The 14,727-nt window shown below is 70.3% G+C and carries 11 protein-coding genes; 5 read left to right on the top strand and 6 right to left on the bottom strand.

Features of this window, described 5'->3' with window-relative positions:
• Nucleotides 1-28 precede the first annotated feature (28 nt).
• The gene (locus PV646_RS16405; protein WP_500342674.1) at nucleotides 29-814 is read left to right on the top strand and encodes a sensor histidine kinase; all 786 of its coding nucleotides are present in this window, start codon (nucleotides 29-31) and stop codon (nucleotides 812-814) included.
• The gene (locus PV646_RS16400) at nucleotides 811-1,467 is read left to right on the top strand and encodes a response regulator transcription factor (protein ID WP_500342672.1); all 657 of its coding nucleotides are present in this window, start codon (nucleotides 811-813) and stop codon (nucleotides 1,465-1,467) included. Before PV646_RS16405 ends, PV646_RS16400 begins: the two co-directional genes overlap by 4 nt.
• Here the strand turns inward: PV646_RS16400 and PV646_RS16395 are convergent.
• The gene (locus PV646_RS16395; RefSeq protein ID WP_500342670.1) at nucleotides 1,451-4,147 is read right to left on the bottom strand and encodes an ATP-binding protein; all 2,697 of its coding nucleotides are present in this window, start codon (nucleotides 4,145-4,147) and stop codon (nucleotides 1,451-1,453) included. The genes PV646_RS16400 and PV646_RS16395 overlap by 17 nt on opposite strands.
• A gap of 109 nt (nucleotides 4,148-4,256) precedes the next feature.
• On the opposite strand from PV646_RS16395, the gene PV646_RS16390 reads away from it, so the two are divergent.
• Nucleotides 4,257-4,577, top strand: a complete 321-nt coding sequence (locus PV646_RS16390) for a hypothetical protein (protein ID WP_500342669.1) — start codon at nucleotides 4,257-4,259, stop codon at nucleotides 4,575-4,577.
• Nucleotides 4,574-5,080: a YceI family protein gene (locus tag PV646_RS16385; RefSeq protein ID WP_500342668.1), complete on the top strand. Its 507-nt coding sequence runs from the start codon at nucleotides 4,574-4,576 to the stop codon at nucleotides 5,078-5,080. Before PV646_RS16390 ends, PV646_RS16385 begins: the two co-directional genes overlap by 4 nt.
• On the opposite strand, the gene PV646_RS16380 is transcribed toward PV646_RS16385, so the two are convergent.
• A complete protein-coding gene (locus PV646_RS16380; protein ID WP_500342667.1) occupies nucleotides 5,068-5,769 on the bottom strand; it encodes a class I SAM-dependent methyltransferase in 702 nt (233 codons plus the stop codon). The two genes, PV646_RS16385 and PV646_RS16380, sit on opposite strands and share 13 nt — an antisense overlap.
• A 272-nt stretch (nucleotides 5,770-6,041) precedes the next feature.
• Here PV646_RS16380 and PV646_RS16375 point away from each other — a divergent pair, with 272 nt between their 5' ends.
• On the top strand, nucleotides 6,042-9,635 hold the full coding sequence (locus PV646_RS16375; RefSeq protein WP_500342664.1) for a discoidin domain-containing protein: 3,594 nt from the start codon (nucleotides 6,042-6,044) through the stop codon (nucleotides 9,633-9,635).
• Here the strand turns inward: PV646_RS16375 and lgt are convergent.
• The 4 genes from lgt to PV646_RS16355 all read right to left on the bottom strand — a co-directional run bounded on the left by lgt (nucleotide 9,556) and on the right by PV646_RS16355 (nucleotide 14,703).
• Nucleotides 9,556-10,470 carry a prolipoprotein diacylglyceryl transferase gene (gene lgt / locus PV646_RS16370; protein ID WP_500342662.1) on the bottom strand — a complete coding sequence of 305 codons (915 nt, stop codon included), beginning with the start codon at nucleotides 10,468-10,470 and terminating at the stop codon, nucleotides 9,556-9,558. The two genes, PV646_RS16375 and lgt, sit on opposite strands and share 80 nt — an antisense overlap.
• A gap of 62 nt (nucleotides 10,471-10,532) precedes the next feature.
• Nucleotides 10,533-12,317 carry a CocE/NonD family hydrolase gene (locus PV646_RS16365; RefSeq protein ID WP_500342661.1) on the bottom strand — a complete coding sequence of 595 codons (1,785 nt, stop codon included), beginning with the start codon at nucleotides 12,315-12,317 and terminating at the stop codon, nucleotides 10,533-10,535.
• A 123-nt stretch (nucleotides 12,318-12,440) separates the two neighbouring features.
• A complete protein-coding gene (locus tag PV646_RS16360; protein WP_500342659.1) occupies nucleotides 12,441-13,559 on the bottom strand; it encodes a fatty acid desaturase family protein in 1,119 nt (372 codons plus the stop codon).
• Nucleotides 13,560-13,635: 76 nt separating this feature from the next.
• Complete coding sequence (locus tag PV646_RS16355; RefSeq protein WP_500342656.1) at nucleotides 13,636-14,703, bottom strand: ferredoxin reductase; 1,068 nt, start codon at nucleotides 14,701-14,703, stop codon at nucleotides 13,636-13,638.
• Nucleotides 14,704-14,727: the final 24 nt, after the last annotated feature.

Below are 14,727 nucleotides of genomic sequence, written 5' to 3'. Positions count from 1 at the left end.
ACGATCGGCGTTCTGGGACAGTGACGGGGTGTGGGAGCTGGTGGTGGCCGTCGTCGCCTGCCTGGCCGCCGCGTACTTCGCGGTGCGACTGGTGGCGGCAAGGCGCGCGTACACCCGTGCGATGGAGGAACGTGGCTGGCTGCTGGAGCGGGAACGGGAGTCCGCGGCCCGTGGCGCCGTCGACGCCGAACGTGCCCGGATCGCGCGGGAGCTGCACGACATCGTGAGCCACAACGTGAGCGTGATGGTCGTGCAGGCCGGGGCGGCGCGGCGGGTGCTCTCGACCGGCACGGACGAGGTGACCGACGCGTTGCTGGCCGTGGAGAGCGCGGGCCGCGACACGATGACCGAGCTGCGGCACATGCTGGGCCTGCTCGCGCCGTCGGGTGACAGCGACGACCTGCTGGCGCCGCAACCGGGTCTGAGCCGGCTGAGCTCGCTCGTCGACCGGATGTGCTTCGCCGGGCTGCCGGTGGAGGTGCGGATCTCCGGTGAGCCGCGGCCGTTGCCGTCCGGGGTCGACCTGACGGCGTACCGGATCGTGCAGGAGGCGCTGACGAACGCGTTGAAGCACGGCGACGGGCGGCAGGCGGAGGTGACGGTGCGGTACGCCGAGCACCACCTGCGCGTCGAGGTGCTCAACTCCGGGCCGAGCGCGCTGGCCGGCGAACGAGTGTCCTTCGAGGACGGACAGGGGCGGGGGTTGCTCGGGTTGCGCGAGCGGGTGGCGGCTCTGGGCGGGGATCTGGACGCGCGGCGGCGACTCGGTGGCGGGTTCCGCGTCCGGGCCAAGATCCCGGTCGAGCGGCCGTGAGCGGGCCGCGGGTGGTGATCGCGGACGACCAAGCGTTCGTGCGCATCGGGTTCCGGATGATCCTGAAGTCCGGTGGCGTCGAGGTCGTCGGCGAGGCGGCGGACGGAGCCGAGGCGGTCACGGCGGTGCGGGACCTGAAGCCGGACGTCGTGCTGATGGACATCCGCATGCCCGGCATGGACGGGCTGGAGGCGTGCCGGCGGATCGTGCGCGAGCCGGGCGACTGCCGGGTGCTGATGCTGACGACGTTCGACCTCGACCGGTACGTCTACGAGGCGCTCGCGGCGGGTGCGAGCGGGTTCCTGTTGAAGGACGTCACGCCGGAGCACCTCGTCGCGGCCGTGCGGCTGATCGAGACCGGGGACGCCCTGCTGGCGCCGTCGATCACCCGCAGGCTCGTGGAACGGTTCGCGTCCGGCGTCTCCGCTCCCGCCGTGCACCGGGACCTGGCGGCGTTGACACCGCGGGAACGCGAGGTGCTCACGCTGGTCGGGAGTGGGCGGTCGAACTCCGAGATCGCCGGCCATCTGACGTTGAGCGAGGCGACCGTGAAGACGCACGTGGCGCGGATCTTCGCGAAGCTGGCGCTGCGGGACCGCGCGCAGGCCGTCGTCCTCGCCTACGAGACGGGACTGGTCACGCCCGGCGCGTGAGCTCCCACGCGGTGATCTCGGTCCTGCTGCGCAGGCCGAGCTTGTTGAGGACGCTGCGGACGTGGGTCTCGACGGTGCGTTCGCTCAGGTGCAGGCGGGCCGCGATCTGGCGGTTGGTCAGCGCTTGCGCGACCAGGTCCACGACCTCGGATTCGCGCGGGGACAACGGGTCCTGCGCCTGAGCCTCTGCCTGGAGCCGCTGGAGGAACCGATCCGCTTCGGCGAGCCGGATCGGCATGTCCAGCGCGCGGAACTCGGCCGCCGCCTCGGTCGCGAGCGTCCTGGCCGCTGCCGGGTCGGCCGACGCGCGGGCGAGCCCGAGCCTGCTCAGCGCGGCGAACGGGCGGGCGCCGATGCGGGCGTTCATCTCCAGCGCCAGCCGGTAGTGCTCGGCCGCGACCTCCGTGCGGCCGCACGTCATCGCGAGGTCACCCAGCAACTGCGGCGAGGCGGCGCTGGAGAACACCGCGCCGGACCCGTCCGCGCCGAAGTGCGGCTCCAGAGTGGACAGCACCGCGTAGACGCCCTCCGCCGCCTCGGCGTCGTCCAGCAGGCAGGCCACCACACCGATCTGCGAGACGAGCGGAGCCCACGTGGGCGCGACCTCGAGCGTGGCCGGCATCGCCCGGAACTCCGCGAACGTGGCCCGTGCCTGCTCGGTCTCGCCCAGCACCGCGTGCAGGAACGGCACGTACACCCGTGCCAGCGGGATGTCGCCGACGCGTTCGATCACACCGAGGGCGTCGCGGGCCATCGCCTCGTCGATCCCGCCGACCACCTGCGCCAGGCCCTGCTGGAACGCGTAGTACATGCCCTTCGTCGCCATGGCCCCCATCCGCTCGGCCACGGCCCGAGCCGTCTCGTTGCACTCCCGCGCGCGCCGCAACTGCCCGACCAGCGCCGCCTTCATGGCCCGCAACCGGTGCAGGTGCCACCACGCCACCCCGTGCTGCCGGGACGCCGCGAACTGCTCGATCAGGTCGAGCTGCCGGTCCACCTCGGCCAGGTCCCCCACCTGCACCGCCGCGTCGACCAGCCACACGTGCCCCCACAGCTCGGCGTGCGGCTGCCGTGCGGTCGCGGCGAGTTCGACGGCCCGGTTCGCCAGCGCGACCCGTTCGTCGCGGAACTGCGGCGCGCACAACGCCAGGTGCCGCGCGTGGATCCCGTCCAGTTCCGCGTCGGGGTCGCCGCTGCGCACCGCGAGTTCCAGCGCCTTCGCGGACAACTCGCGTGCCCGCCCGCCGGCGCCGGTCGTGGTGGCCGCCATCGCTCTCCTGGCGAGCAGCCTCGACGCGGTGGCTTCGCCTGTGGGGTGCCGGAGCGCCGTGACGCAGAGCTGGTCGACGGCGGCCAGCAGCGAGCGGTCGCCCATGCCGGTGATGACGAGGGCGGCTTCGGCGATCAGGTCAGGGGCGCCGGCCTGCTCGGCCAGGCGGGCCGCGGTGCGGCAGTGGTCCAGGCTGGCCTCGGTGTCACCGGCGAGGAACTCGGCGCGGGCGAGGTCGAGGGTGAGCTCGGCGGTCTTCTCGGCGGTCTTCTCGGCGGCCGACGCCAGCGCCAGCGCCGCGAACCCGACTGCCTCGTCGTAGGCGAGTTCCGCGATGGCCGCCCGCGCGGCCTCCGACGCCCACCGCGTGCACTCCGCCGCGGCGTCCGCGCCGGTGGCACGCCTCCACTGCGCGGCGATCCGCCCCGGCGCACCACCTCCGTCGGCCAGCGCCAAGGCACACCGCCGATGCAGCTCCGCTCGTGCCGATGGCGCGAGGTCCTCGTACACCGCGTCCCGGACGAGAGCGTGTTCGAACGCCAGCACCCCGTCGTGCACCCGCAACACCCCCGCGGCCACGGCGTCGTCGAGCGGACCACCGGGGTCCTCCCCGGTGACGGCCGCGAGCAGCTCCGGTTCGATCCGCTCCCCCAGCACACCGGCCACGCCGAGCACCTCCCGGGCGCGTGCGCTCAGCCGCTCCAGCCGCGACAACACCAGCCGGTGCAGCTGCCCCGCCACCTCACCGCTGTCGAGGAGCATCCGCACGTACAACGGGTTGCCGCCGGTGCCGTCCACCAGCCGTCCGGCCAGTTCCTCCGGGTCTTTCGCGGTCGTCGCCGAACGCACCCAGCCGGCCACGTCACCGCGGGTCAGCCCAGCCAGGTGCACGGTGCGGGTGGCCGGGGCGCGCACCAGCTCGGACATCTCCGCCTCGCGGTGGGTCCCGACGACGAGAATCCGGGCGGCGGGCAGTTCGGTGGTGAGGTGGGCCAGCAGCCGCAACGACGTGCGGTCGGCCCAGTGCAGGTCTTCGAGCACGAGCAGCAACCCGCTGGGCGCGGCTTCCGCCACCAGGGCGTCCGCGGCGTCGGCGAACATGGCGAACCGGGCCGAGTCAGCCGGGTCGTGCGCCTCGGACAGCACGCGGTGCAGCGCGGGCAACGACCGTGCGAGACGGCGCCACGGCCACAACGGAGGCATGCCGGGGTCGTCGACGGCATGCCCACGCGCGACCGGAACGCCGTACGCCCCGGCCATCGCGACGACCTCCGCGGCCAGCCGCGTCTTGCCCATGCCCGCCTCACCGCCGACCAGCACGAGACGGCCCGCACCACCCGCCGCCGCGACGAGACCCGCCCGCAACGAGGCCAGTTCGCGGTCACGGCCGAAGATCGGGAGCTCCTTCACACCGGGAGTATCGCCGACCGGTGGCGGTTCAGTACCGGACTCCGTACTGGCACGGATCCGCGTCGCCCCGAACGAGCAGAGACTCGGTGCACCAACCAAGGAGGCGACCATGTACGCGCAGCTCACCTACTTCGACGGCCCCCGCGGCCCCGAACAGCTGGCCGCCGCGGACTTCGCGGCCAGGGAGCGCATCGCACCCGCGGCCATGGCGGTGCCGGGCAACATCAGGACCTACCTGCTGCGCCGCGAGGACGGCTCGGAGGTCGTGCTGACGATCGCCGAGTCCGAGCAGGTGCTGATCGACACGCAGAAGGCGATCATGAGCACCCAGCTCCTCCCCGGCGAGGACCCGGCGCTGCTGCGAGGAGCGGACCGCGTCGAGATCTACCCCGTGCTCCAGGTCTTCGAGTACGACGGAGTGCGGTCATGACCGCCACCCGAGCACTCGTGGCCGGCGTGTGGCAGGCCGACGTCAGCCGCAGCACCGCGACGTTCCAGGTCGGCAACCTGGGCCGCAGGACCCACGGCACCGTGCCGATCACCGAGGGCACTGTGGAGATCGGCGCGGACGGCACGCTCCTGGCCGCGCACGGCGTCCTGGACCTCGGCGCCATCGGCACCGGCAACGCCAAGCGCGACCAGGACCTGCGCAAACCAGGCCTGCTCGACCTCGACCGGCATCCCACGATGACGTTCACCGCGACGTCGTCGCAGGGTGTCGGCGACGGCTGGCACGTCACCGGCACGCTCGCCGCGCGCGGCACCGAGACCGTGCTCGACGGCACCGTCGCACTGTCCTCGGCGGACGGTCGGGTGGTGATGACCGCGACCGCCCGGCTCGACCGCAGGACGCTGGGCATCCGCGCGCCGAGGTTCCTGATCGGCAGGTACGTCGACATCACCGTGACCGCGGTGATCGTTCACCCGGCCTGAAGGACGAGGAACAGGAAGTTGGGTGCGCCCGCGTAGTGGGCGAACTCCGCCGGGAACAGCTCGCGGGCCTGCGGCAACGGCTGCGGCTCACTGATCCGGGAGATCCCGAACCCGGCCGCGGTGAACGCGTCGGTCATCGCGTGCAACGGCCGGTTCCAGAAGGTCACCTCGACCATCCGGTCCCCGACCGGCCACCGCGCGGGACTCGGCCAGGTCGAGAAGTAGTCGGGGCGGCGTCCGGCCAGACGTTCGTCGCAGTACGCGGCGGTGGGGTGGTTGACCGACACGATCAGCCGCCCACCGGGCCGCAGCACCCGCCGCACCTCGGCGAGCGTCGGCCCCCAGTCCTCCAGGTAGTGCAACACCAGGGACGCGACGACGTCGTCGAACTCGGCGTCGGCGAACGGCAGCGGGCCCGCCAGGTCGGCGATCCGCAGATCCGCGTCGGAGCCGAGCCGCCGCCGCGCCTGCTCCAGCATCCCGGCGCTCACGTCGATGCCGCTGACGACCGCGCCCCTCTCCCGCAACGCCGCGAACAACGGTCCCGCGCCGCACCCGGCGTCGAGGATCCGTCGTCCGGCCACGTCCCCGGCCAACGCCAACGTCGCCGGACGCTCGTACAAAGCGTTGGCGTAGCTCGTCTCGTTGTCGGCGGCGTAGGCCTCGGCCACGAGGTCGTAGTCGCTCATGAATCGATCTTGCCCGACCACCGCGGTCACCGAAGTGGACCAAGGCACCACCAGAAACCGGCCCACCCGTTGTACCGGTCTTTTACACGCACAGAACCGGGAAGCCCCACCCGAAGCCCCGTTCTCCCTGGCCAAGCCACATGACTCGATTCCGAGCCGATGACATCGATGTCGTCGCCGTGAATTCCTGTCTCGTCTGTCTTGTTGACCAGCACCCCTCCGCGACCGAAGCTTCCTGGCAACGTTGTCAGGACAGGGATCGGAGCTCGCACATGGCGGAGGACTTCGGCAGTGCCGTCTCGCGCAGACAGGCGCTGACCATGGGAGGCGGACTGCTCGCCGGCTTCGGCCTGGGCTCCGCGCTGTCGGGGTCCGCGTCGGCCGCCCCGGAGCAGGCCGCGGCCCAGCAGAAGGCCGTCGATCTCGCGTTGTTCCGGCCGGTCTCGGTGTCCTCCACGGACTACGCGGCGACCCCGGCGAAGTTCGCCGTGGACGGTCTCGCACAGGTCGGCGTGCAGGGGTCCGGCTGGCGAGCCGGGCAGGGTGACGGGCAGTGGATGATCGTCGACCTGCAGGGCCGGTGCGAGGTCGGCTCGATCGTCCTGACGTTCGAGGCCAAGCCCGGTGATCAGGCGTTCGACGCCAACGGGTCGCGTGCCGACACCATCGGCACCGAGATCCAGTCCAGTTACGCGACGGTCTTCGACCTCGACGTGTCCGACGACGGCAAGGTCTGGCGGACGGTCCACGCGACCGAGGCCGGTGCCGGCGGTGTGATCACCGTGCCGTTCTCGCCCGCCGTGAAAGCGCGCTGGGTCCGGTTCTCCGCCTCGCGCCGATCGACCTCGAACCCGTTGGGGCTCAACGGGCTCCAGGTCTACGGCACCAGCCGTGACAACCGGCCCGCGGTGAAGGGCTGGACCAACTGGCCGGTGCGCAACCACGAGAGCCCCGCTCTCACCGTGGCTCCGGACGGTTCCGTGCCGCTCGAGTCGGGCTGGGTGCTGACCATGCAGGACTTCGCGCCCGCCAAGGACGGTGGCGCGCTGTCCGGCCCGAACGTCGACACCCGTGGCTGGGTGCCCGCGACCGTGCCCGGCACGGTGCTCGCGTCGCTGGTCGAGCAGGGGCACCTGCCCGACCCGGTGTACGGGATGAACAACCTGGAGATCCCGGAGGCGTTGTCGCGGCACGTGTGGTGGTACCGGCGCACGTTCGGGCTGCCGCGCGGACTCGACACGGGCGCGGGCCGGCACGTGTGGCTGGAGTTCGACGGCATCAACCACGACGCCGAGTTCTGGCTCAACGGAGCCAGGATCGGCGCCATCAGCAACCCGTTCGGCCGGGCCGCGCTGGACATCACCGCCACGCTGCGCAAGAGCGGTGACCAGAACCTCGCGGTGAAGATCGCGCCGATGCCGTTCCCCGGCAGTCCCGGTGACAAGGGGCCGCGCGGTGAGGCGTGGGTCGGCGCGAACAGCACGATGTTCAAGAACTCCCCCACTTATCTCGCGGTGTCGGGCTGGGACTGGATGCCCGCCGTCCGCGACCGCGCCTCGGGCATCTGGAACCACGTCCGGTTGCGCTCGACCGGTGCTGTGGTCGTCGGCGACCCGCGCATCGACACCGTGCTGCCGGACGCCACGACCGCCGAGGTCACGTTCACCGTGCCGGTCCGCAACGTCGAGTCGAGCGCGAAGACCGTCACCGTCACGGCCGAGTTCGACGGCATCAAGGTCAGCAGCAGCGTCACCGTGCCCGCGAACTCCGAGGCGAACGCGGTGTTCAAGCCGGCCACGCACCCCCAGTTGCGGATCAAGAACCCGAAGCTGTGGTGGCCCAACGGGTACGGCGACCCGACCCTGCACGACCTGACGCTCACCGCGTCCGTCGGCAACGCCGTCAGCGACCGCAAGAAGCTCAAGTTCGGCATCCGGCAGGTGACGTACTCCTACGACCTGCCGATCACGATCGTCGACGGCGCCGCCGAGCAGACCGTCGACGTCGGCGCCCAGCAGGCCCGCTACGTCCGGATGCAGGGTGGCAGGCGTGCCACCAACTGGGGCTTCTCCGTGTTCACGATGTCCGTCGTGGACAGCGGGTCCCCGGACGTCGACCTGGCGCGGGGCAAGACCGCCACGGCGTCGTCGGCCGCCGACTGGACCTCCCCTGGCGCCGTGACCGACGGCGACCCGAAGTCCCGGTGGACCTCGAACTACAACGACAACGAGTACGTCCAGGTCGACCTGGGCGCCGCGACCGCGTTCGACCGGGTGGTCCTGCGCTGGGAGACGGCCTACGCGGCCACCTTCAAGATCCAGGTCTCCCAGGACGGCCAGACCTGGACCGACGTCGCGTCGAAGGACAACTCCCCCAAGCCGCTGATCATCCACGTCAACGGCGTCAAGATCTTCGCCCGCGGCGGCAGCTGGGGCTGGGACGAGTTGTTGCGCCGCATGCCCGGCTCGCGCGCGGACGCCGCGGTGGCGCTGCACAAGGACATGAACTTCACGGTGATCCGCAACTGGGTCGGCTCGTCGTACCGCGAAGAGTTGTTCGAGGCGTGCGACAAGTACGGCATCCTGCTGTGGAACGAGTTCTGGCTCGGCTGGTCCGCCGACCCCGCCAACCACGAGCAGTTCTTCGCGCAGGCCAAGGACACCGTGCTGCGCTACCGCTCGCACGCCTGCTGCGTGGTGTGGTTCGGCTGCAACGAGGGCAGCCCGCCGTACGCGGTGGACAAGGTGCTCCGGGAGATCGTGCACACCAACACCGACCTGATGTACCAGCCGAACTCGGCCGGCGGCGTGATCACCGGCGACGGCACGTACCGGTGGGTGGACCCGCGCACGTACGGCACCGGTGAGGCCACCGGCGGGAAGTTCGGGTTCTGGAGCGAGATCGGCCTGCCGACCGTGTCCGTGGTCGAGAGCATGCGCAACCTCGTCGGGCAGGGCAACGCGGGCTGGCCGATCGGTGACGCCTGGTACATGCACGACTGGTCGGAGAACAGCAACCAGCAGCCCAAGGGTTACCAGGCCGCGATCGATGCCCGCCTCGCGCCGTCGAGCAGCATGGAGGAGTTCTGCCGCAAGGCGCAGTTCGTCAACTACGAGAGCATGCGCGCGATCTTCGAGGCGTGGAACGCCAGGCTGTGGAACGACGCGACCGGCGTGCTGCTGTGGATGTCGCACCCGGCGTGGCACAGCACGGTGTGGCAGACCTACGACTACGACATGGACGTCAACGGCAGCTACTACGGCTCTCGCAAGGGCTGCGAGCAACGGCACGTGCAGGCGAACCTGACCACCTGGCAGGTCACGGCCGTCAACCACACGGCGTCCGCGCTCACCGGCGTGACGGTCAAGGCCCAGTTGCACGCGTTGGACGGCAAGGCGATCGGGCAGGCGCAGGAGCAGAAGCTCGACGTCGCCGCGACCTCGGCCGCGAACCTGTTCACGGTGCCGTTCGACGCCGCGCTGCCCGCGTTCCACCTGCTGCGCCTCACGCTGATCGACGCCCAGGGCAAGCAGCTGTCCGAGAACACCTACTGGCGTTACCGGACCGAGGCGTCGATGCACGCTCTCAACCAGTTGGCGTACACGCAGCTCGCGACCACGTTGACGGCCAACAAGAACGGCTACACCGCGATCGTCCGCAACACGGGCAAGACGGTGGCCGCGATGGTCCGGCTGTCGCTGCGGGAGCGCAACGGGACCGACCGCGTGCTGCCGACCCTGTACAGCGACAACTACTTCTGGTTGCTGCCGGGTGAGAGCCGGACGGTCACGATCGATCCTCAGCGGTCCGTCCGGACGCCGCGTCTGCTGGCGGAGGCGTACAACTCGGCGCCGAAGCTGAGCTGAGGTCCTCTCGACCTGGATGCCGCCGCGCCGACCACAGAGTCAGCGCGGCGGCACCCAGCCCCATGAGCAGCGAGGTCCAGATGTTGAGGCGCAGGCCCAGGATCGTGTTCGCCTCGTCGATCCGAAGCGCCTCGATCCACAGCCTGCCCGTCGTGTAGAGCACGACGTAGAGCCCGAACGCACGGCCGTGCCCGAGCCGGAACCGGCGGTCCACCCAGATCACGACGGCCGCCGCGGCGAAGGTCCAGAGCAGTTCGTAGAGGAACGCCGGGTGGAACGTCCCCAGCACCACCGGTTGTCCGTCCGCACCGATCACGGCACGTCCGGCGTCCTGGTCCCACTCGTGGATCGTGAGTGCCCACGGCAGGTCGGTCGGACCGCCGTAGACCTCGTTGTTGAACCAGTTGCCGAGCCGGCCGATCCCTTGCGCCAGCAGGATTCCCGGCGCGGCGGCGTCCGCGAGCGGCGGCAGCGCCACACCCGCGCGTTTCGCACCGATCCACGCTCCGAGCGCGCCGAACGCGATGGCGCCCCAGACGCCCATCCCGCCCTCCCAGATGTAGAGGGCCTTGATCGGACTGCCGCCGGGGCCGAAGTACGGCTGCCACGACGTCGCCACGTGGTAGAGCCGGGCGCCGACGATGCCGAACGGGACGCCCCAGGTCGCGATCTGGTTGATGACACCGGGCCTGCCGCCGCGCTGGACGTAGCGACGTTCGGTGAGCCACGCGGCCACCAGGATGCCGGCGATGATGCAGAAGGCGTACGCGCGGATCGGCACCGGACCGAGGTGCCAGACACCCTGGGTCGGGCTGGGCAATGCGGCCAGAAGCATCGCGCCAGGCTAGTGAGACCGGGGCCTGCGCACTGTGAAGTCCGCGGGCCCCGGCCGTCATGTCACTTGTTCAGCGCACCGCCGACGATCGGCAGCACCACCTTGCTGACGCCCAGCGAGACGTTCAGCGACACACCGCTCGCCGCCGTGTCCGTGGCGAGGTAGGCGTTGTGGTTGGTGACGAGCACGATGCCGATCCGGTGCCCGGCCGGGATCAGCGCGTCCCTGGCGTGCAGCTTCCAGGTCACGTCCGCGGTGGTCCCGTTGGTGGGCAACGGGGTCGCGGTCTCGAGCGACGACCGGTTCTTGGCGTCGACGGCACCCTTGGTCAGCATCGTCGCCGTGACCGCCTGGATCGACACGTCCGGCGGGCGCGCGCAGCCGGTCTTGTCGCGCAGGTCGTTCCGGCCGCAGACCTCCGTGGACAGCTGCAGCGGGCTGCGTTCGGACAGCACCGCCTGCGTGCTCGGGCCGTAGTCCACCAGCACCGCCGTGAGCGGCGTCGACGCCCGGTTCGAGGCGATCCGGACGGTCACGCTGACCTCGCCGGACAGCCGTGCGTCCTTCGTCAGCGGTGCCGTCACGTAGGCGAGCCGGCGCGTGTTCGCGGTCTCCGGGTTCGCCATCATGGTCGCCTCGCTGATGTTCGCGTTCGCGACCAGGTTCTGCGTGCCGCTGGGAGTCGGCGCGGTGGTGAGCGAACCGGACATGCCCCCGGCCGCCGGGCCGAAGTACAGCGTCGTGTCCTGGGTGTCCGGCCGCGGCCACGCCGCCGCCTGCTCCCAGCTCCCGTCCGGCTTCTGCACGTCGGCCATGGGCTCGTTCATGATCCCGTTGTCCGCGCCCTTGAGCCAGTGGTCCATCCACAGCCCCATGACGCGCTGCCACTCGGTCTGGCGGAACGAGATCGGGTCGAGGTGCCCGCCGCGGTGCAGCCAGATCTTGCGCGGCACGCCGTTGTCCGCCAGTTCCTTCCACCAGCGGCCGAACTGCGACGGCTTGACGTTCCAGTCCGCCTGGCCGTGCACGACGAACACCGACGCGGTCGTGTTCTTCGCGCCCGGCCGATAGTCGCGGGCCTTCCAGAACGACGTGTAGTCCCAGGACTCGTCACCGTCGTCCGCGGTCAGCTTGTCGAACACCGGCTTGCACTTGGCCTTCTGCGACGAGCTCACGACGTAGTTGGCGAGGTAGGTCGGGTAGTTGGACTCCCAGCCCTTGTACCCGATGCCCTGGTCACGGGCGTACTCGTACCAGCTGGAGATCGCCGCGATCGGCACGATCGTCTTCACACCGGGGATGTTCGCCGCGGCCGCCGCGTTGGGCAGCGTGCCGTTGTAGGAGACGCCGAGCATGCCGACGTTGCCGGTGCTCCAGCTCGCGACCGCAGCGCGGCCGTCCGCGTAGAACGCCTTCGCACGGCCGTTGAGCCAGTCCACGACCGCACGGACGCTCGCCGTGTCCTCGGGACCGCCCGTCGTCGGGCAGCCGGTCGAGCGGGAGGTGCCTTGCATCTCCATCTCGACGACGGCGTACCCGCGCGGCACGAAGTACTCGTCGTACCAGCGGCCGAAGCCGCGCGGCACGGTCATGGACGACGCGGCCGCCGCGCCCAGCCCGTAGTAGGGGCTGGCCTCCATGACGATCGGCACCCGTTCGGCCGTGTCCGGCCGCATGACGTCGGCGGCGATGCGGTCGAGCTTGCCGTCGGAATCACTGTCGATTGTGGACTCGACGTAGACGGTCTCGGTGATCGCCGCCGCGGCGGCGGGTGCCGCGTTCGAGGCAGGCGTGTAGATCGTCGCGGCCAGGAGCAGGGTGGCCGTGACGAGGTAGACCCTTCGCATAGGTTCCTCCGTCGGAGGGCCCGATCGAGCAGCAGGGGTACAGCGATTCGGGCCCTGCGAAGGAATCTCACCGGTTCCGGTGGTGTCACCGGTACGGCCGAAAGATCTAAACCATTACCTGTCTCAGGCGGCGACCAGTTCCTTGTCCCGGTCCGAGGCCTTGACCTTGGGCTTCTTGTTCGGCAGCGACAGGCGGATCACCTTGCGCCACGCCGAGAAGACCTGCTTGGGCAGCGGGCCGGTCACGTACTCCAGTTCGTACTTCTCGAACAGTGCGCGCACCTTCACCGCGACCTCGGCGTACCGGTTGCTCGGCAGGTCCGGGAACAGGTGGTGCTCGATCTGGTGCGACAGGTTGCCGGTCATGAAGTGCATGGCCTTGCTGCCGCTGATGTTCGCGGAGCCCATCATCTGGCGCAGGTACCACTGACCGCGCGTCTCACCCTTGATCGAACGGCGCTCGAAGACCTGCACGCCCTCGGGGAAGTGCCCGCACATGATCACCGAGTGCGACCAGATGTTGCGGACCAGGTTCGCGGTGAACGTCGCGGCGAGCGTCGTGAGGAACGACGGGCCCGACAGCAGCGGGTGGATCACGTAGTCCTTGAGCACCTGCTTGCGGATCTTGCGCCCCACGGCCGCGGCCCGCGCGCGGAACTCCGGGCGGTTGCGGCGGCGCTTGTGGAGGTTCTTGCCGAGCTCCAGGTCGTACGCGGCGATGCCGTACTCGAAGAAGCACGCGTTGATGAAGTTCCACAGCGGCTGGCCCAGGTGCATCGGGTGCCACTTCTGGTCCTCGTCCACGCGCATGATGCCGTAGCCGAGGTCGTTGTCCTTGCCGATCACGTTGGTGTACGTGTGGTGCAGTTCGTTGTGCGAGTGCTTCCACTGCTCGGCGGGCGAGACGTGGTCCCACTCCCAGGTGGTGGAGTGGATCTTCGGGTCGCGCATCCAGTCCCACTGGCCGTGCAGGATGTTGTGCCCGATCTCCATGTTGTCCATGATCTTCGCGACGGACAGACCGGCGGTGCCGATGATCCACGCCGGCGGGAAGAGCGAGAACAGCAGGATGCCGCGGCTGGTCAGCTCCAGCTTGCGCTGCACCGAGATGACCTTGCGGATGTAGGCGGCGTCCTTCTCACCACGGCTCGCGATGATCTCGTCGCGGATCGCGTCGAGCTCACGGCCGAGCTCCTCGATCTGCTCGGCGGTGAGGTGGGCGGTGGGATCGATGGCGGTCATGGAGCCTGCTTTCCGGGGAACAGTGGCTGGGGGGTTGCCACTTCACGGGGGGAGAAACGTCAGTGGTGGGCGCTGGTCAGCGTTCGAGTTCGCAGGGCCCGGCGGCGGCGGACACGCAGGTCTGGACGAGCACGTGGGCGGTGGGGCTGTCCGAGGCCTCGGTGATCTCGCCGGTGCGCAGGTCTCGCACGGCGCCCGACTTCAGCGGCGTGACGCAGCCGAAGCAGATGCCCATGCGGCAACCGGACGGCATCAGCACGCCGGCTTCCTCGCCGACGTTCAGCAACGGCGTGGCACCGTCCGCCTCGGCGGTCTTGCCGGTCTTGCCGAACGTGACCACGCCACCCTCGCCGGCGACGACGACCGTGGGGCGGAACCGTTCGGTGTGGAGCTTCTCGGCGACACCGTGCTCGGCCCAGTGCGCCTCGGCGGCGTCGAGCAGGCCGGCCGGGCCGCAGGCCCAGGTCTCGCGCTCGGCCCAGTCGGGCACCAGTTCGTGGAGCTTCGCGACGTCGAGCATGCCGTCGGCGTCGGTGTGCAGCTCTTTGAGCGTGAGGGCCTTGTCCGCGACCAGGTCGTGCAGGTCGTTGCGGAAGATCACGTCTTCCTTGCGGGGCGCGGAGTGCACCATCACGACGTCGGCGAACTTCGTGTCGCGCAGCATGCCCATCGCGGGCGTGATGCCACTGCCGGCCGTCAGGTAGAGCACCTTGGCGGGCTGGGCGGCGGGCAGGACGAACTCGCCGGTGGCCTGGTCGAGCTGGATGATCGTGCCGGGCTTCGCCTTGCGGACCAGGTGGTTGCTCACCTTGCCGTCGGGGATGGCCTTCACGGTGATCGTGATGCAGCCGTCGGCGCGGCTCGTCGGCGACGTCACCGAGTACGCACGCCACAGGCGCACGCCGTCGACGTCGATCCCGATCCGGATGTACTGACCGGCGACGTGACCGCGCCAGCCCTTGCCGGGCTTGATCACGATGGTGGCGGCATCGTCTGTCTCGCGGTGCACGGCCACGATGCGGCCGCGCAGGTCAGCGCCCGCTCTGAGGGGGCTGACCAGGTCGAGGTAGTCGGACGGCAGCAGTGGCGTCGTGACCAACTCAAGCAGTTTCCACGCCCTGCTGCGAAGGGCGGCACTCGTCATGACTCCAGCTTGATGCGCCCCAGG

It is taken from the genome of Streptomyces sp. ID05-26A (assembly GCF_033794685.1).
Taxonomy (GTDB): Bacteria; Actinomycetota; Actinomycetes; order Mycobacteriales; family Pseudonocardiaceae; genus Lentzea.
This window is presented reverse-complemented; position numbering and strand designations above follow the sequence as displayed.